The organism is Psychrobacter sp. M17(2026) (genome assembly GCF_055699815.1).
In genome coordinates, this window is sequence record NZ_CM146741.1 from 1,077,568 (window position 1) to 1,096,995 (window position 19,428).

15 protein-coding genes are annotated in these 19,428 nt (G+C 43.2%); 9 read left to right on the forward strand and 6 right to left on the reverse strand.

Going from position 1 to position 19,428, the window contains the following annotated elements; genetic code table 11:
- Window positions 1-65: 65 nt before the first annotated feature.
- The 4 genes from fabZ (at window position 66) to ACR63T_RS04585 (ending at window position 3,473) form a co-directional block, all read left to right on the forward strand.
- A complete protein-coding gene (fabZ, locus tag ACR63T_RS04570; protein WP_305899887.1) occupies window positions 66-587 on the forward strand; it encodes a 3-hydroxyacyl-ACP dehydratase FabZ in 522 nt (173 codons plus the stop codon).
- Window positions 588-723: 136 nt separating this feature from the next.
- A complete protein-coding gene (gene lpxA / locus ACR63T_RS04575; RefSeq protein WP_201572687.1) occupies window positions 724-1,500 on the forward strand; it encodes an acyl-ACP--UDP-N-acetylglucosamine O-acyltransferase in 777 nt (258 codons plus the stop codon).
- Window positions 1,501-1,773: 273 nt separating this feature from the next.
- Window positions 1,774-3,291 carry a sodium-dependent transporter gene (locus tag ACR63T_RS04580; protein WP_472784914.1) on the forward strand — a complete coding sequence of 506 codons (1,518 nt, stop codon included), beginning with the start codon at window positions 1,774-1,776 and terminating at the stop codon, window positions 3,289-3,291.
- A 50-nt stretch (window positions 3,292-3,341) separates the two neighbouring features.
- Window positions 3,342-3,473 (forward strand): methionine/alanine import family NSS transporter small subunit, encoded by a 132-nt coding sequence (locus ACR63T_RS04585; protein WP_305899889.1) that lies wholly within the window; start codon window positions 3,342-3,344, stop codon window positions 3,471-3,473.
- Window positions 3,474-3,698: 225 nt separating this feature from the next.
- Here the strand turns inward: ACR63T_RS04585 and tgt are convergent, their stop codons facing one another.
- Window positions 3,699-4,850, reverse strand: a complete 1,152-nt coding sequence (gene tgt, locus ACR63T_RS04590; protein ID WP_472784915.1) for a tRNA guanosine(34) transglycosylase Tgt — start codon at window positions 4,848-4,850, stop codon at window positions 3,699-3,701.
- Between the two features lie 269 nt (window positions 4,851-5,119).
- Here tgt and ACR63T_RS04595 point away from each other — a divergent pair, with 269 nt between their 5' ends.
- Window positions 5,120-5,758, forward strand: a complete 639-nt coding sequence (locus ACR63T_RS04595) for an SOUL family heme-binding protein (RefSeq protein ID WP_472784916.1) — start codon at window positions 5,120-5,122, stop codon at window positions 5,756-5,758.
- Between the two features lie 174 nt (window positions 5,759-5,932).
- Here ACR63T_RS04595 and asd read toward each other — a convergent pair whose 3' ends face one another.
- Entirely contained in the window at window positions 5,933-7,066 is a 1,134-nt protein-coding gene (gene asd, locus ACR63T_RS04600; RefSeq protein ID WP_472784917.1) for an aspartate-semialdehyde dehydrogenase, read from the reverse strand.
- Between the two features lie 337 nt (window positions 7,067-7,403).
- Between asd and ACR63T_RS04605 the strand changes: the two genes are divergently transcribed.
- Together ACR63T_RS04605 and ACR63T_RS04610 are read left to right on the forward strand one after the other, a co-directional pair.
- Window positions 7,404-8,579 carry an endonuclease/exonuclease/phosphatase family protein gene (locus ACR63T_RS04605; protein WP_472784918.1) on the forward strand — a complete coding sequence of 392 codons (1,176 nt, stop codon included), beginning with the start codon at window positions 7,404-7,406 and terminating at the stop codon, window positions 8,577-8,579.
- A 495-nt stretch (window positions 8,580-9,074) separates the two neighbouring features.
- Window positions 9,075-9,701, forward strand: a complete 627-nt coding sequence (locus tag ACR63T_RS04610) for a hypothetical protein (protein ID WP_472784919.1) — start codon at window positions 9,075-9,077, stop codon at window positions 9,699-9,701.
- 90 nt (window positions 9,702-9,791) lie between these two features.
- Here ACR63T_RS04610 and ACR63T_RS04615 read toward each other — a convergent pair whose 3' ends face one another.
- Together ACR63T_RS04615 and ACR63T_RS04620 are read right to left on the reverse strand one after the other, a co-directional pair.
- Window positions 9,792-11,213, reverse strand: a complete 1,422-nt coding sequence (locus ACR63T_RS04615; RefSeq protein ID WP_472784920.1) for a peptidylprolyl isomerase — start codon at window positions 11,211-11,213, stop codon at window positions 9,792-9,794.
- A 97-nt stretch (window positions 11,214-11,310) separates the two neighbouring features.
- Window positions 11,311-14,280: an LPS-assembly protein LptD gene (locus ACR63T_RS04620; RefSeq protein ID WP_472784921.1), complete on the reverse strand. Its 2,970-nt coding sequence runs from the start codon at window positions 14,278-14,280 to the stop codon at window positions 11,311-11,313.
- A 378-nt stretch (window positions 14,281-14,658) separates the two neighbouring features.
- Between ACR63T_RS04620 and ACR63T_RS04625 the strand changes: the two genes are divergently transcribed.
- Both ACR63T_RS04625 and murU read left to right on the forward strand, forming a co-directional pair.
- Window positions 14,659-15,789 (forward strand): aminoglycoside phosphotransferase family protein, encoded by a 1,131-nt coding sequence (locus ACR63T_RS04625; protein ID WP_472784922.1) that lies wholly within the window; start codon window positions 14,659-14,661, stop codon window positions 15,787-15,789.
- A 57-nt stretch (window positions 15,790-15,846) separates the two neighbouring features.
- On the forward strand, window positions 15,847-16,575 hold the full coding sequence (gene murU, locus ACR63T_RS04630) for an N-acetylmuramate alpha-1-phosphate uridylyltransferase MurU (RefSeq protein ID WP_305899897.1): 729 nt from the start codon (window positions 15,847-15,849) through the stop codon (window positions 16,573-16,575).
- A gap of 269 nt (window positions 16,576-16,844) precedes the next feature.
- Here murU and cydB read toward each other — a convergent pair whose 3' ends face one another.
- Window positions 16,845-17,861, reverse strand: a complete 1,017-nt coding sequence (gene cydB / locus ACR63T_RS04635; protein ID WP_305899898.1) for a cytochrome d ubiquinol oxidase subunit II — start codon at window positions 17,859-17,861, stop codon at window positions 16,845-16,847.
- Window positions 17,861-19,366 (reverse strand): cytochrome ubiquinol oxidase subunit I, encoded by a 1,506-nt coding sequence (locus ACR63T_RS04640; RefSeq protein ID WP_305899899.1) that lies wholly within the window; start codon window positions 19,364-19,366, stop codon window positions 17,861-17,863. Before ACR63T_RS04640 ends, cydB begins: the two co-directional genes overlap by 1 nt.
- Between the last annotated feature and the right edge of the window lie 62 nt (window positions 19,367-19,428).

Consider the following 19,428-nt stretch of genomic DNA (forward strand, 5'->3'; position numbering starts at 1 on the left):
TATAAAATAATTTTAGTTTACCTTTATGAGTAAACAGCCCGCAACGATTGCAAGGAAGCACTATTATGAACGCCATCAATATCGACATAGAAACCTTGACTGATGACGATATAGAGTCATTAGCTGAGCAAAACCTGACTTTACCGCTTACTTACCATACGCTCAAGCACTATTTGCCACATCGTTATCCCTTTATGTTGGTTGATAAAATTACCGCTTGTAAGCCTGGTGAATGCATTACTGGTATCAAAAACGTGACCATTAATGAAGAGTTTTTTAATGGACATTTCCCTGATGAGCCGATCATGCCAGGGGTGCTGATGGTCGAGTCTATGGCGCAAGTTTCAGGGGTACTTGGCTTTATTAGTGCAGGGTTGACCGCTGAAGATGGCTATTTGTATTTATTTGCAGGGGTGGATAAAGTGCGCTTTAAGCGTCAAGTTATTCCCGGCGATCAGCTCATTATTAGATCTACACTAACTATGCAAAAGCGTGGTATCTATAAGTTTGACTGTACGGTACATGTGGGTCAACAGCTTGCCTGTAGCGCGCAAGTGATGATTGCTCGTCAAGAGCAGAATGCTTAGTGCTGCTGATCAGCGTCATACTCTCTCATTCGTAACGCCTTAGTGGGGCGCTCGTTGGACGGATACAAATAGTCAAAAAATCCCTTTTTAGTACCAGCTTATTGCAGCTATTATTAAAATTACCAAGGCCTATATTATGAGTCAAATTCATCCTACTGCACTCATCTCGTCATCGGCAACGATAGATGATACTGCTGTCATCGGTCCTTACTGCGTTATCGGTGAGGAAGTAACTATAGGCGCGCACACGGTGTTACATCGTCATGTGGTCGTCAGCAGGTTTACTCGAATTGGACAACATAATGAGATATATCAATTTGCCAGTATTGGTGAGGATTGTCAGGATTTAAAGTATGCAGGTGAGCGCACTTGGCTTGAGATTGGTGATCATAATATCATTCGTGAAGCTTGTAGCTTGCATCGTGGTACCGTGCAAGATAACTCGTTGACTAAGATTGGTAATCATAATTTACTGATGGTCAACACTCATATTGCTCACGATTGCACTATTGGTGATAGTAATATTTTTGCCAATAATGTAGGCATTGCAGGTCATGTGATTATAGGCAATCATACTATCGTTGGTGGTAATTCAGGTGTTCATCAGTTTTGCCGAGTAGACGATTATAGCCTGATTGGCGGTGCCAGCTTAATTGTGAAAGATGTTGCCGCTTTTACTATGGTATCAGGTAATCCAGCGCGCGCTCATGGTCTTAACGTTGAAGGTATGCGCCGCAAAGGATGGACACAAGAGACTATCGAAGTATTGCGTCAGGCTTATATTACTATTTTTAGATCAGGGCTTACGACTAAGCAAGCGCTTGATAAGCTGCAAGAAAAGGTAGCAGATGAGCCCAAAATTCAGCTGTTAATCGACTCTTTAGCGCAAAGTAGCCGCGGTGTGGTTCGCTAAAGCTGCCATATCGTACTAAGCAGTCATGACGCTCAAGTCGACTATTTAAAAGCCATAACTAATTGTTATGGCTTTTTGTATTTATAGCTTCTTGACTTTTGGCGCTGATTAGCAGAAACTGCCAAGTTATATGTAGTAAGATTGTAGCAACTTATCTTAACTAACCGTAAGTTTTAACCAACAGCAAACTAGCAATTTTTTTGATTATTATCGTTTTTTTTATAAGAACCTAAGATTATCAAAGCAATTATTAGTAGATTTTAGGAGTGTTATATGGCACAGCAAAGGGAAAATTGGTCTAGTAGAACAGGGTTTATTCTAGCCGCTGTTGGTTCAGCAGTAGGATTAGGTAACATATGGCGCTTTCCCTATGTCGCTTATGATAATGGTGGTGGGGCATTTATGGTGCCTTATCTCATTGCCTTGTTAACCGCAGGTATTCCACTATTATTTTTAGATTATATTATCGGACACAAGTATCGCGCAGCAGCACCACGCGCCTACAAGAAATTCTCTCCATCAGGTCAGTTTGTTGGCTGGTGGCAAACGCTAGTCTCGTTTGTTATTGCCATCTATTACGCGGCGGTGATCGTTTGGGCGGGCAGCTATATGCTGTTCTCATTCGGGCAAAAGTGGGGTGAGGATACAACGACCTTCTTTGTCACTGACTTTGTACAGCATACAGGCGAGCTGACCTCAGTATTTGTACCACAGATGTTTATAGGGCTGGTCATTGTTTGGGCAGTTGCTATTTTGATTATGTTCGGTGGTATCCGTAAAGGGGTTGAGCTGGCGAATAAAATCTGTCTGCCTTTGCTTATAGTACTGTTTGGTATTATGGTATTCAAAGCCGTTACTCTACCTGGCGCTATTATTGGTTTAAATGCATTCTTTGAACCCAATTGGACCAGAATGAGTGATCCAAATGTTTGGCTTGCCGCTTATGGTCATGTATTTTTCTCTCTATCGGTAGGTTTTGGTATCATGGTCACTTATGCCTCCTACCTTAAAAAGAATACTAACCTAACAGGTGCAGGTTTAGTCGTCGGTTTTGCGAACTCTTCATTCGAGCTTATTGCAGGTATTGGTATCTTTGCCGCTATCGGCTTTATGGCGATGTCAACCGGTCAAGATGTTGCGGAAGTTGCTAGTGGCGGTGTTGGCCTTGCTTTCTTTGTCTTCCCTAAAATCATCTCGACGATGGGTGCAAGCGGTGATTTTGTTGGCTTCTTATTCTTCGGCTCTTTAGTGGTCGCTGGTATCAGCTCACTGATTAGTATTTTAGAAGTACCAATTTCGGCCTTTCAAAGTAAATTTGACTGGTCACGCAAAAAAGCCGTTGCCCTGATTTGTGGTGTTTGTGCGGTGATCTCTATTGGTGCTTTCTCGACAGGTAGCTCGCTGGTGCTCGTTGATGTGATCGATCATTTCGCCAATAATATCGGTATTGTAGCGGGTGGCCTAATGTCTATCGTACTAGTCACTTGGTTTAATCGTAATAAAATCCCAGGCTTGCTGGCGCACATCAACAGTATCTCTAGTATCAAACTAGGCGGTGCTTGGATATTTATGTTGACGGTTATTACGCCTACTGTGTTGACTATCTCTTTAGGTCTGAAATTTATTGATCTGGTTAAAACACCTTATGAGGGCTACTCTTCAACCATCCTATTATTATTTGGCTGGGGCGTTGTAGTGTTCTTTGGCTTAGGGGCGTTTATACTGAGTCGTATGAAAGGTATACATGACGAAGAAGATGATAAAGCTCGCCTGCTCGATGATGCACGCTAAATGAGGCATTAAAAATCTAGCAGATAGAAATTATTTTATAAGGATTTACTATGAGTACTTCAGCTATTATTTTTATGATTATCTCTATGGTATTGATATGGGGTGGCTTGATTGCTGCAATCATTCATCTAAGAAATAATCCTGATATTCCGATGGATCAGGTTCCTGATGATCGATATTAATACTTTTATAGTGTAGAAATAAAAGTATTAGTTACCATAAAAAAATGCCAGTCAGCTTTTACTGTCTGGCATTTTTGGTTTTGATCTGTTAGGCGTAGGGTACGTTCCACACACCGATATCGAAATCACGAATAACAAATGGTGCGCTGGAGGGCACCCTACAAAAGCTAAAAGAGTTGAACTTTCAATTGCACGTTTTTAGTTTTGATCTAAATAATGTTGCAGCTACAGCAAATTAAGCTCAGGCACGCTCTGTCCACGTTTGGCATAAAAATCATTAACGAACTGATCAAAGGTATCTTCTTCGATAGCTTGTCTAATACCTGCCATCAAGCGCTGATAATAACGTAGATTATGAATGGTCGCTAACTGCGCCCCAAGCATCTCTTTACATTTATTCAGATGGTATAGATAAGCACGGCTAAAGTTTTGGCATGTATAGCAGTCACACTCAGGATCTAGCGCACCTGTGTCCTCGCGATACTGGCTATTACGAATACGTACTACGCCAGCGTTCTGAGTATCACCTGTGACAAAATAATGACCATTGCGCGCATTACGCGTTGGCATGACGCAGTCAAACATATCGACGCCGCGCCGTACGCCCTCAACCAGGTCCTCAGGCTTACCAACACCCATCAGATAGCGTGGCTTATCGGCTGGCATATCGTCAGGTAGATAATCAAGCACCGCCATCATCTCTTCTTTAGGCTCGCCCACAGATAGACCGCCGATAGCATAACCATCAAAGCCGATATTGAGTAGACCCTCAAGCGACTGCTGGCGCAGATCACTATACATACTGCCTTGCACGATACCAAACAGCGCATTGGTGCTGCCAAGATTTTGATGCTCATCAAGACAGCGCTGACCCCAACGTAAGGACAGCTCTAGAGACTTTTTGGCCTCATCATGAGTAGCAGGATAGGGCGTACACTCATCGAACTGCATAACGATATCAGAGTTGAGACTATACTGAATTTGCATGGATTTTTCAGGAGATAAAAATACCTTTGCGCCATCGATAGGGGATTTGAAGTTTACCCCTTCCTCAGTGATCTTACGCATAGCGCCCAAGCTGAACACTTGAAAGCCACCTGAGTCGGTCAAGATAGGCTTGTCCCAATGCATAAATTTATGCAAGCCACCGAACTTATCAATGATATCAGTGCCTGGACGCAGCCATAAGTGAAAGGTATTGCCTAATATAATATCCGCGCCAATCGCTTCGATATCACGTGGCAACATGCCCTTAACGGTACCGTAAGTACCTACTGGCATAAATGCTGGAGTCTGTACATCGCCATGATTGAGGTGCACGGTACCACGACGAGCACGGGACGCGCCTACAGCCGTTTTATGTAAAGTAAATTGCATAAGAGAGTCGCTTTTTAATCGATAAAATGGCGCTGATTATACCATTGCTTGATGATTTTTGTGAGTTGAATAGTTTTTGTGGGACGCTCATTAGCAACTTGTCAGTTTAGAAGACCGTTTGGCTCTTAGTTTTGAGTGACTAGTTTTAAGCATAGTATTGTTGAGCATAGTAGAGCTATACCTATACCTATACCTAAAAGACACAGACAGTAAGACTGCAAAATTGCTAAAGTAAAGCTTAATTAAATAAATAATGGCAGGGATAAGCTATGAAAGCGGGTGTTTATTTATTAGTGGGCAGTTTATTAACCTTACCAGGAGTGGCTATGGCTACTGAAGAACCGGAGTATACGGTTTTGACTCAAGTGGATGACTTTGAACTGCGCCGCTATGATCCGCAAATTGTGGCACAAACGTGGGTGTCAGGCGATCAAAAGCAAGCGGGTAATAAAGGCTTTAAAATACTAGCCGACTATATTTTTGGTAATAATACTGCGCCTAGTGGCGAGAGTAGTAAGATTAGCATGACATCCCCTGTCAAAATGCAGCCACAAACGAGCGAATCACAAAAGATCGCTATGACCTCTCCTGTAGCTATGCAAGAGCAAGACGGTAAGTGGCGAGTTAGGTTTGTGATGCCGAGTAAATATACCATGCAGACATTGCCAAAGCCTAATAACTCTGAGGTTAGTCTTATCGAAATACCCATGCAGACTTATGGCGTGATTAAGTTTTCAGGGTTTACAGGTGAGCAAAAAGTGGCGGATAAAACCCAAGCGCTAAAAACTTGGATGCAGGGTCAAAACTTAGAGATAATAGGGGATGCTGAGATGGCACGGTATGATCCACCGTGGACATTGCCTTTCATGCGCCGCAATGAAGTGATGATTGAGTATCAAGCCAATTAATAATAATTTCTATGGATAATATATTAATAAGCGTAGGGTGCATTCCATGCACCGCTAACTCAATTTAGCGACGAAATAAAAAGTATTTTTTTGAAGTTTGGTGTAGCTACATGAGAAAAGACAGCCTAGGCTGTCTCTTTTAGTCTCGCTACTCACTAGAGTCTCTATAATCTACTAGCTGTTTTGTTCACGGATAATACCCAGCATACGGCGTAATGGTTCGGCTGCGCCCCATAATAGCTGGTCACCGACAGTAAACGCGCCTAGATATTCAGGCCCCATATTCAGCTTACGTAGACGACCAATAGCTACTGTCAAAGTACCAGTGACCGCGACAGGCGTTAGGCGCTGTATAGTCGCCTGCTTGTCATCTTCGACCACGTCTAACCACTCGTTACCACTGTTCTTTAGCGCCGCTTCAATCTCGCTCAATGGAATATCTTTTTTGAGCTTGATAGTAAGCCCTTGTGCATGGCAGCGCATAGCACCAATACGCACACACATCCCATCGATAGCAATCGTGTTATCAGCGTCATTACCTAAGATTTTATTAGTCTCAACGCCGCCTTTCCACTCTTCTTTTGACTGCTTATTGTCTAATTGAACATCGATATAAGGAATTAAGCTACCTGCTAATGGCACGCCAAAATACTGCTGCGGAAAATCCGCTGAGCGCTGAGTAGCAGCGATCTTTTTATCGATCTCAAGGATAGCGCTTGAAGGATCAGCCAGCTCATCGGCAACCGCGTCACGCAATACACCCATACCTTCGATCAGCTCGCGCATATTGTTCGCGCCTGAGCCACTAGCCGCTTGATAAGTCATCGCGCTGACCCATTCAACCCAGCCTCTATTGAAAAGCTCACCAATTGCCATCAGCATGAGCGATACCGTACAGTTACCACCGATGAAGTCTTTGGTGCCGACCGCTAGTGCTTCATCGATGACTGAACGGTTCACTGGGTCAAGAATAATAACGCTGTCATCTTTCATACGTAAAGTACTGGCAGCATCAATCCAATAGCCGCTCCAACCGCTATCGCGCAGTGGCTGATGTACCTTTTGGGTATAGTCACCGCCTTGACAAGTAATAATCACATCACAAGCAGCTAGGGCGTCAATATTATGAGCATCTTTTAATTGGCCAGTTTCAATACCATCAAAGCTTGGCGCATCGCCGCCAGCATTACTTGTCGAGAAGAACACTGGGGTAATACCAGCGAAGTCTTTTTCGTCACGCATACGCTGTACAAGTACCGAGCCGACCATACCGCGCCAGCCGACCAAACCTACTGTCAAGTTGCTCATCAGATGTAATCCTTATTTACCGTTGTTGCTTATTTAAGATTAGGTAATACCAAACTATTTGCTGTAAAGTCAACCAGTAACAATGCCGTGAATAGCCTTAAAAAGCAAGACGTTTACGAAGAATTTATGAGTTTTTTTAATCACTATTAGCTGGGTGTATAGCAACTTTGAGTTATCGTTTTACTATAATGAGCTATAAACCATTTGCTCCAATAGGTAAATTATTTATTGAATCACTACATAATAAAGCGCTAACATCGTGCACAATAGATCTTAAAATTATAATACTTTACTATTAGCTTTTTGCTATTACTTTAATAACAGGTTCATAAGTCTTATGGATTTTATTTTTATATACTATGCTGTACAGCTACTGGCAGGGTTTGTGGTTTTTGTCACCATTTGGGGCTGGATACGCTTAGATAACTGGTGGGTGCGAGCGGTTGAGTTCCCTCGCATTCAAATACTAGTGCTGGGCGCTAGCGCTTGGCTTGGCATGTTGCTGTCTGTGCCGTTAGTTTCTGGATCAGAGTGGCAGGCTAAAGAGTGGGCACTGTTCGCCGCCCTTAGCGCCTCGTTAGGCTTTCAGCTGCGTATGGTGTTGCCTTATACGCGACTGTGGAAAAAAGAGGTACAACAAGCTAAAGTCAAAGCGGATGGCGACACCACTCATCAGCTCAAAATTATGGTCTCGAACGTATTGACCCCTAATAATGAGACCCAAAAACTCATCGATTTAGTCAATGAACAGCAGCCTGATATTTTGATTACGCTTGAGAGTGATAAAAAGTGGGAGCAAGCGCTAAGCGTCATTGAAGCTGATTACCCTTATACGGTTAAAGTGCCTTTAGACAATCTATACGGCATGCATCTATACTCTAAGCTTGAGCTGATAGATCCTCAAGTTAAGTATTTAATGATCGATGATATCCCCTCTATTCACAGTCAAATGCGCTTGCCAAGTGGCCGAGTTATTTGGCTATATTGCCTGCATCCGATGCCGCCAAGTCCAACGGAAGCTGATAAGTCAACGACTCGTGATGCTGAGCTGCTGATGGTCGGACGTCATATCTATGATAATTATCAGACTGCAATTTTGGCGGGTGACTTAAATGATGTGGCGTGGTCAAAGACGACACGGCGTTTTCAGCGCATCTCAGGCCTGCTTGATCCACGTATTGGACGCCATTTTATCAATACCTTTCATGTTAAGTATCCGTTCTTGCGCTGGGCACTTGACCATATCTTCCATAGTGCCTGCTTTACGGTAGTGGATATCAAACGCATGCCATCGATCGGTTCTGATCATTTTCCTGTATTAACTACCTTGCAGTACGAGCCTGAAGAGACTAGGCAACAGGAGCAAAACGCGCCGACAAAAGATGCAGAGGACATTAAAGAGACGGAGAATAAAATTAAGGAGGGCAAAAAGGAAGGTCGTAAGGTTTCTAAAGAGCATGCAGAGGAGACTATAAAAAGGGGTCAACAAGACGCTAACTGTAAATCTGCTTAAGCAATGCATTAGCACTTTATTATGAATGATCTATATGACTTGATTGTAAGCAAAAGCGTACAGACAAAGGGGTCTTTAGCGTCTAGGTGAGTAGGAGTGATTGATCTATAATACCTCCTATCAGCACAAGGAGCGTTAAGGATAACGTGTTGAGGCGTTGGCAGCATTAGCTAAGCTTACGTTTATGACTTAGGATAAGTCAGCAAGGATGAGATAATAATTATACGATAAACTGCCTAAAACCCAAACCTATTGCCCAAGGTTTGGGTTTTTTCTTATCGATTGGTTTTATGATTGTGCTAAGTGTGGCATATCTAAAGCAGGTAACAATACTATTTAAAGGTTGGTAATATTGGATAATTATAAAGCTCTAAACAATTGCTTAAATTGGTTTTATACCTTAGAGTAAAAGCTTATGAGCTAATTGTATTTTCTAAGCCAACTGTATTTTCTAAGTTGACTGCACTTTGTAAGCTGACCATCATTGGAGTCGTAATGAAAACAGACTTTTTATCATTTTTAAAGCCAGTGACGAGGTCAACCTTACTACCCACACTATTATCCCTATCAGTAATAGGGTTGAGCGCTTGCGGTGGTTTTAATGACTTGGATGCGGCAAGAGCGGCAGGTGCTGGTATTGGCAGTACAGTGACCAATCCAAATCAACCTGTTGATCCAGAGATACAAAGCAATTGGCGTTATTCCTCTAGTGAAACTGATGATACTATCTTTTCAGTAACTGCCAATAATAATGCGATTAATAGCTTTATAGAACCTAATACTAATCTTCGAGCTATACCAAGAGTTGAGCTTAAAAAACAACTGGTAAATAACTTTATTGTAGAGTCAGTCAGTATAATTGCAGGTGGGGCAGTGGTTTGCTTGCCTTCTTGCGATGTGCGTATTCGTTTTGATAATCAATTTGCTATTTATCGGATGCAAGATAGCGGAGATGGTATTCTCAAACCTGCTAATAGTAATATTGAAGCTGCTTTATTTAGCAAATTCACTACCTCAAATAAAGCGATAGTGAGCCTACCTATCGTTGGCTTTGGCAATGCATTTGATGCAGAGTTTGATTTGCGTAATTATGATCCCAATCAGATGTCTTTATCGCGATGATCTCATTGATAAAATCACAGTTTTTTAATGCAAAAAAATGGCCTATCCAATAGATAGGCCATTTTTTATTGAGCATTTTTATATTGTTGTTTACTCAAGTACTTGAATGTAGGAGCTGGCGCGTAGCTCTTGTAGCCAATCCTCTTGAGCTTGCGGCGCTAGGCGCTGATACAGTGCTTGGCGAGCCATATCACGACGATATTCATCGCTAGCATCATATTGACGCTCATCTACTACTTTTAAGATATGCCAGCCGAATTGAGTTTTGAATGGCGCTGAATAATCTCCAACGCTAGTGTTCTTCATCATTGCTTCAAAAGGTCCGACCATATCTTGCTCGCTGACCCATTCTAGATCACCACCGCGCCCTGCTGAGCCTGGATCATCTGAATAAGTAGAGGCCAATCCTGCAAAGTCAGCGCCTTGACGCAGTTGATCATATAGATCGTTAATCTTTTGCTCCGCTAGCGCATCCGTCTGCAAGTCATCTACTTTTACTAGAATATGACTGGCACGCCACTGCGGTACAATCATTTTGTCGCTGGACTTTTTGTTCGCAAGCTTAATGATATCTATGCCCTCAGGCGTCACCAATGGCGCACTGACCGCGCCCACGTCAAGCTTAGTGATCTCGCTTGATAGCTCAGTCGGTAGCGATGCGGCTTTATGGTAGCCCATATCGCCACCTTGGATATTAATAGCATAGCTGCCTTGTACAGCAGCTATAGCAGCGGCTACGTCGACGTTGGGCGCTTGCAAGCGACTGCGTAAAGTTTGGGCTACTGCTAGAGCTTCATCGCGCTGCGCTTGCGATAAACGACTATAATCATCTATGTATGGCACACGCACATGAATGGTTTGATACTCACTTTGGTTCAGGCGCTTAGCCTCAGGAGAGGCTAAAAACGAATCAACATCTTGCTCGCTGATACGCACCCGACTACCCACTTGACGCTGCTGCAAAGACTGAATAGCTGAGTCTTCTATCAGTTGTGCACGCAAAGCGGCATAGCTGCCGGGTTGCTTAGCATCCAAACGCTGTTGCAGGGCGGCAAGGCTATTAACCCCTTCGCTTTGTCCAATCTGTGCTAAGCGCTGATTGATAGCTGCTTCATCAGGCTTCACCCCAGCACGGTTGACTAATGACAACTGCAACTCACGCAATATCAGCGCGTTAAGCACTTCAGATTGTAGCTGCGCTGAATTGGCTAAGGGCTGACCTGCAGCTTTTGCGCGTGCTTGCGTCTGTTCTATAGCTTCGATTAAGTCGCTCTTTAAGATAGCGTTGTCATTAACCAATGCAATAATACCGTCGTTGCTATTAGCCGCACTGATAGACGCGCTAAGGCGATTAGTTGTATTTTGAACCTTAGCGCTGTCATTGACAGTAGCATCGATTTGATTATTCACTGCTGCTGCTTGAGCATTGACGCTCAAAAATAAGCCAGCACTACTAGCACTCATAGCGATCAGTACAACGCGACTACTCTGACGTAAAGAAAAAATACTCATAATGTTCCTTATCATTGTCATCTTAAAATAGGATGATTTAACGGTATATTTTATTTGTGAACGTTCAACACGCCCTAATTATAGCTTTTGATAATGACTAATCTTTCCACGCGCTCTGCACAGGCTCAAAGCCTAAGACTTTCTCAGTGAGTAGGCGTGTCAAGCGACTATCACCGCTGCCTAGACCGCTTAATCTAATCTCAGCCATTACCGCTTGAGTCGGCTCATCTCTGACATTTAAATCGTTATAGTAGCGTCGACCATAAACAGCAAAACCAAAGCAGCAATCTTCATAATCAATTCCTACTAAAGCATCTAGCATCTTATCACGGCGATGATCATATTGGCCTTGAGCTATCACGCGCCAGTTATTGTTTACAGGAAATACTGCAGAGGCAGTAATCGCAGATAACGGCAGCTGGTTGGTATTCTCATCAGTTTCGCGCTTGATATAGCCAACATTGAATAAACTATTGTTAGAAGGCTGATAGCGCAGTTCAGTAGTGATAAAATTTAGATCATAGTCACTCGTTAGCGCACCGCTCACATCCACCCAAAGATTATTGTAAGGCTGAATACTCGAATCCCAAACCATGCCTGATGATGAGCTATTGAATAACTGCTGATCACCATCTAAGGTCACGCGACCATCGTCGATATAGAATTGTTCTGCAATGCTACCATCGAAACGTGTCACCCCCGTTGCATCGATGTAACGATAATTAATCCCAGGCGTTATAGCGTGCAAGTCTTGCAGGCGATCATGGCCTAAGAACCAGCTGTCTGAAAACAGCTGCTCATAGTTAATAGAGGCAATACGGGTATTAAAGTTAGGGATATCATTTTGATTCTCAAATGGAGAATACGTATATTTTAGGCGTGGACTGAGTAGCTGATAGCCACCCATAGTATCGTCAAATGCCCCAAACGGAGAACCAGCACGATACAAATGTAAGCCTGCATCGATACTAGCTTGTGGCACTAGCACCGATTGACTGCCATCATCTTCACTAAGCTCATTATCTGCTAGGCTATCTTGATCGTATGAGGTGTATAGATGCTGTACGCTCAGCTCAGGCTTGATATAACCCCAAGCGGACTCTATCGGATAAGCGGCGCTAAGCTTGTTATAGACACGGACGCCACTTTTCTCAGTTTCTGAGCCATCATCGATAGATTTTTTGAAGTAAGCGGAATCATGAACCCCCGTTATATCGAACGCTTTTGCCCACGGTAGACGATAGTCAAGGGTCAACTGCGGCAGGCGTGAATAGGGCTTGTCCTTGTCTTGTAAAGGTTCGCCATTATTATTAAAAGCATCTAACGTCTGAAAGGTCTCAACCTTCAGCTCGCCATTCACAAAATCATTATAGTAGTTGAGCCGCGCGCGTCTAGGCAGGTTTACAGTATTATCTGATAGCCCTAGTGTATCAAAGTCGTTTAAGTAGTCAGCGTCTGAGACATAGCTATACTTGGCATCACCGCTTAAACGTGGAATATCGCTTGATGACCAATAATGATCATAGAAAAAACTATTGCGATCCTCACCATCGTATTCTTTATCATTAGGTAAATATGAGCCATTAAAAATACCTGAACCATAATCTTGGGTTAAATAGCGAAACTCACCTGAGAGCATAGGGTTACGATTGGTATAGATATGAGTGTTGAGCGTCGCATCATAATTGGGTGCTAGATTAAAATAATAGGGAATATCAATCTCAACACCGTTCTCACTACCAACGCTGGCATTAGGTAATAAAAACCCGCTGCTACGCCTTGAGTCAATCGGAAAATTAAAATAAGGCAGATAGAAGACAGGCACATCAGCTATGCGAAAGGTAGTATTATAGGCTTCGCCACGACCCGTATCCGTATCTAGGTCGATACTTTTTGCATCAAGCTGCCACTTACGATCAGTGGGCGGGCAGGTGCTAAACATCACGTTATCAAGCTCGTATTGACTCTCATTGGGACGATTTAGCTGCTGGGCGTAACCATGCGCTTGTAACGGTACGCTGGCAAAAGCCACATCATAAGCGGTTGATTGCCCTGTCTGGGTGCTATAGTTTAAACTATCTGCTACGCCAATTAGACCGCCTTGAGCTACTTTTTGGGTAACAGGTGTTTGCCGGTTAGTGTTTCTAAAAGCCGTTGGATTGCTAAAAGCGGCAGGCTGGTTTCTATTATTAACCTGACTATTGGCACCATTGCCTATCGCTTGATCGGTAAACATGACCTTACCTTGAGCGGCTGCAACCCCTGTAGTCAAGTCTAATACGACTTTATCGGCCTCGATATGCTGCGTGCCTTGATCGATAATGACATTACCTGACAGCTCAGCGTAATTAATATTATTATAGTAGCCATAATCAGACTCAGTAAACAGCGATGCCTTACTGTTCGGCAGATTCGCAGGATCAATAGCCGCCTGCCCATTATTCAGCCTATTATTAGCTTCATTGACCGCACGTTGATAGTTAGGATTACTATTAGGATAGACCCATTGACCTTCGCAGCGCTGAGCACTATCGATTGCATTGGGTAGCAGTTTTAGGTCTCTGCCTACGGGTTGTAGAGTTGAGCTCAGCTTACCTGAGTCGGTAGTCGACTGCTCGTTTACAGATTGATCACCTTTATCATCGAAGCTTGTCTCAGGCTTTAACTGATAAAATTCAGCCAAGCGTACCAAGCTATCTTGAATACTTTCATCATCTGCATTCAAAGCCTTGTCATTAACTGGGTCGTCATTAACTACTTTATTAGCATTAATAGCCGTATCGTTTTGGCTAGATATCACTACAGTATCCGCGTCATTAGCGCTGTTAGTAATGGCAGTCACAGGTATAGCGCTTTCAGCTAAAGCGCTGTATGAGCTATCCGTAATCAGATCATCAGTCAGATCATTTTGAGCATTAGCTAGTAAAGTTGGGCTATCGGTAATCAGAGGCGCAGCAGTTTGCAGATCAGAGCTCACAACGTCAGCTGCAGCTACGCTTAGCCCAGTCAAACTCAAGGCCCCAAATAAGATCAGGCGAATGCTTTGATACAGCGGAGAATATAACAAGGGCGCACCTATGATTGTAAAGCTTCGTGGATGATGATCAAAATAACACTTTATCACTTATAAACAGCAACAATATAACGATTAGATAATAACGAACAAGCAATAGCGAATAAACACTGCTGCCGTGTAAGACTATAGTTTGTATGGCTATAATATGTACGGCTATAAATATTAACGACTTATGATAGTCAAAAAAAACCAAATCAGCTACACTATTGAGCAACTTTTATTATTGACCTCATTTTTAAAGTGAGGGCACGCTCTAGATCATTATAGAAAAGGTCTTTTGTAATAAGCCTAAGTGAATAGTCTAAATGGTTCGCCATTTTAGCAAGTATTTGCCTGATTTATCATTATATTTAACTTGTGAATTTTTTTATGACAAATAAGCCTTTTAGCCTTGATGCTACTGCCAGCACAGCTGACGATAATAGCGCGATAACGTGTAGCCGCCTGCAACAATTACATAGCTGGTTGCAAAAAGTGTTTGAGCAGCCCTATACTCTAACGAGCTTACCTGGGGATGCCAGTGCTCGCCGCTATCATCGCCTGCAACTGGTTAATGAGAATGTAGATGCAGGTGCCAGCCGTTACATGGTTATGGACTCAGCAGATGAACAAGACGCCATGCAGCAGTTTATCAAAGTCACCAAAATAATGACACCTGCGATAAATGTGCCAAAGCTGATAGCACAAGATATCGAACAAGGGTTCTTGGTATTACAAGATTTTGGCTCTGTAGAGTTTGCTGATTTATTGCCAGAGGCGACTCATAAGCAGGTGGATAAGCACTATCAGTTAGCCATGCAAACCTTGATAGCGCTTCAGCGCTTAGATACGAATGTCGTCAAGTCTGAGTATCAATTGCCCGATTACGACACGGCGCTCCTGAACCGTGAGATGGATCTTTTTCGCGACTGGTTCGTGCCTTATATTGGGGTGAGCCTAGACCTTACACTTTGGGATAATCTAAAAGTAGCCTTGATAAAAGAGATTTTGGTGCAGCCGCAAGTGGTCGTGCATCGTGACTATCATAGTCGCAACTTGATGCAAGATCAGGCTGATAATGCTCGATTGGGAGTTATAGACTTTCAAGATGCGGTGATTGGGGCTTATAGCTATGATTTAGTGTCGCTAGTGCGTGACGCTTATGTAGAGTGGCCTGAGACCCAAGTATCACAGTGGATTTATGACTATTGGCAATTGCAACAGCAGGCTAACTTGCCAACAGCTGCTAGTGCTGAGCAGTTCGAGCATGATGTCAATATTATGGGTGTTCAACGTCAACTAAAGGTCTTAGGGATTTTTATTCGTCTGTTTCAACGCGATGGTAAGAGTCGCTATTTGGCAAATATCCCCAAAGTATTAGATGACTTGATGTTCGAGCTGGAGTGGCTTGAAACTCAGGGTAGTGATGAGCTGATAGTAGCAATAAAACCTTTTAATAAATGGTTAATAGAGACGGTATTACCGACTTGTCAGTCGAAGTTTGTGCAGCAATATATTTAGCTATATTGGTCGATCTAAGAGAGCTATATTCAATACTATTATAAATAAGGAGCAGGCATGGCGGTAATAACGCAGGCTATGATACTAGCAGCAGGCAAGGGCACGCGTCTGCGTCCATTGACTCTAAAGACGCCGAAGCCTCTAGTAGAAGTGGGCGGACAGCCTCTTATCGTCTGGCATATCAAAGCGCTACAAGAGGCAGGCATCACTGATATTACGATTAATGCCTCTTATCTAGCGGACAAGCTTATGGATGAGTTAGGTGATGGGTCGCAATTCGGTGTACGTCTACACTGGTCAGTAGAGGCAGGCGAGCCACTTGAGACCGCAGGCGGGATATTTCACGCGCTACAAACGGATAAATTGCAAAACGCGCCTTTTATCTTAATTAACTCTGATGTGTGGACAACTTACGATTTTGCACAGTTGCAAGAATATGAGCTTGGGGCTGATCAAATGGCGCATTTATTATTAATCGATAATCCACAGCACAATAATGGCGGTGACTTTGCTGTTAATAATGGCTTGGCTAGCGAGCAAGCCATTGGCGATGCGGATAAATACACTTTTGCTGGTATTAGCGTGCTATCGCCGCGTCTACTTGATGGCATAGTTACAGGTCAAGCGGCTGCACTGGCACCCTTACTATGTAAGGCTATGATTAAGTTTCAAGTAACCGCTGCTATCATTACTGATAACTGGGTAGATGTCGGTACGCCTGAGCGCCTAGAGCAAGTAAATGAGTTTATCAACAGCCATGATATTAGCCAGCATCGCGGAGTCTGAATAATAAATAGCAATAAAAAAGCAGCATTGACTAGTCAATGCTGCTTTTTTTAGCTTTGATATTAAACACTAATATTTAGGTCTATAAGTTTTTAGACACCCATCGCCAATCTAATCAATTGCGCGAAAATAAACACAACCAAAAACCCACCGATATACAAACCAATAAACCAGACCCACTGCGATTGTTTTTTACTAAGATTTTTCATTATAACCTCTAGATTGTTAGTTATTTTGGCAACTGTATTTATACCGTTACCAAAACGCTATCAGTACATAGGCTCATGATTGGATTTGCCTTTGAAAGTATAATAAGCAAACGCGGTATAGCTCAAGATAATAGGTAACATAATACCTGCGCCAATCAACATAAACGATAACGAAGTATCCGCCGCCGCCGCCTCATAAATAGTCATCTGATAAGGCACGATATAAGGGAATATCGCAAAACATACCCCAATATAACCCATCAAAAATAACCCAACTGTCAATAAAAAAGGACGATATTCACGGTCGCTAGTGAGATCTTTACGCATAAAAAAGAAAAGCAATAATACGATAATCGGCATAGGCGCTAGGTATAGCAGTCCTGGGAAACTAAACCAGCCCTCTAGAGCATCGATGTCAGAGAAAAACATAAAGCCGGTCACAACGACCATAGCGACCACTAATGCTGAGAGTATCCAGCCAGATACCTTGCGCGCCCATACTTGCAGCTTATGCTCAGTCTTGATAATAAGCCACGTCGAGCCAAGCAGGGCATAGCCGATAATCATTGCAATACCGCAAACAATGGCGAATGGGGTTAGCCAATCGAAGGGTCCGCCACTATAAAGGCGATTACTTGCCTCAATACCTTGTATTAAAGCACCGAGCATAATGCCTTGGAAAAAAGTGGCCGTAACAGAGCCTACAAAGAAAAACGTATCCCATATATGACGACGGGTATTGGCTTTGAAGCGAAACTCAAACGCCACCCCGCGCATAATCAAACCAAACAGCATAAAGGTAACGGGCAAATATAAGCCACTCATTATAATGCCATAGGCAACTGGGAACGCGGCAAATAAACCACCACCACCCAGTACCAGCCATGTCTCATTACCGTCCCAAAATGGGGCGATAGAGTTCATGATACGGCTACGGTTTTTATCTGACCCTGCAAAGGGGAATAATATACCACAGCCCAAATCAAAACCATCGAGCAGCACATAGATAAAGACCGATAGTGCAATCAAGCCGCCCCAAATCAGCGGTAAGTCTAATACATCACCATAATTAAACATTAGCGTAGCCCTCCATCATCGACATCATCAGCAGGCGTATCTAAATCCTCAGCATCACCTTTAGTCTTTTCAGCAGCGTTACTATCACCGCTTAGTGTACGACCTTGACCTTCCGTAATTGAATGCTCATAGAAGTTGTCATCAGCAGGATCCTCATAAGGCTTAGGTCCTTGGGCGACTAGACGTAAGATATAAAAGCTACCAGCACCGAAAACGAAAATATACAGAACAATAAAACCTATGAGTGTCGTGGCGACTTGCTGGGCTGCAATGGGCGACATGCTCTCAGCGGTACGGATAACACCATAGACCGTCCAAGGCTGACGTCCTACTTCAGTGACGAACCAACCTGAAAGTATCGCGATAAATCCCATAGGCGTCATCACCATCCATGCACGGTGAAACCATTTGCTTTGCGGGTTATAGTGCTGTTTTTTAAAGTATTTATAAATACTGAACAGACCGACAAATACCATCAAAGTGCCAATAGCAACCATGATTCGAAATGCCCAAAACACAATAGCGACAGGGGGTTGATCCTCTGGTGCCCAGTTTTTAAGCCCTTTGATCTCTCCATCTAATGAATGGGTCAAAATCAAACCTGAGACGTAAGGGATTTTAACTTCGTACTTGTTAGTCTGATTGTCTTGATCAGGAATCGCAAAAAGACGTAATGCAGCTCCGCGCTCATCCTCCCAGATACCTTCCATCGCCGCAACTTTTGCTGGTTGGTGCTCAAGCGTGTTTAGACCATGCTCATCACCAATAAATACCTGGACAGGTGCGACAAAAATAGCCATAATCATCGCCATACCCAGCATAACCTGACCATGCTTACGATGATCAGTATGCTTTTTGGACTGGATATAGTAAGCACCGATACCACCGATGACAAAGGCAGTTGTCAAAAATGCTGCCGTCACCATATGCGCAAGACGGTAGGGGAATGAGGGGTTAAATATAATCTCAAGCCAGTTGGTTGGATACAAGAGGCCATCAGCGCCTATCATAAAACCTTGTGGGGTCTGCATAAAGCTATTGGCTGACAAAATCCAAGTAGCCGATATCAGCGTACCTATAGCCACAATTGCTGTTGCGGCAAAGTGCATGCGTTTACTAACCCGTCCCCAACCAAAGAGCATAATACCCAAAAATGAGGCTTCTAAGAAAAACGCGGTCAATACTTCATAGGCTAATAATGGACCTATGACGTTACCTGCTTTATCTGCGAACACGGCCCAGTTAGTCCCAAACTGATAGGACATCACAACGCCTGATACTACACCTAGTCCAAACACTACGGCGAATATCTTAACCCAGTGCTTATAGACTTCGGCATAGATAGGCTCACCCGTTCTCAGCCAGCGAAATTCTAATACCGTCAAAAAGCTGGCAAGCCCGATAGAAAAGGCGGGAAAAACAATGTGAAAGGAGATAACAAAAGCGAACTGGATTCGCGCTAGTATTAGCGCGTCCATTTGGTCGATCATAAATGCAGCGAACATAAACGGTTACCTTTATCTGTTAGCTAAGTGGCGCAAGCTTCCATGATATGCGCAAGTAACTG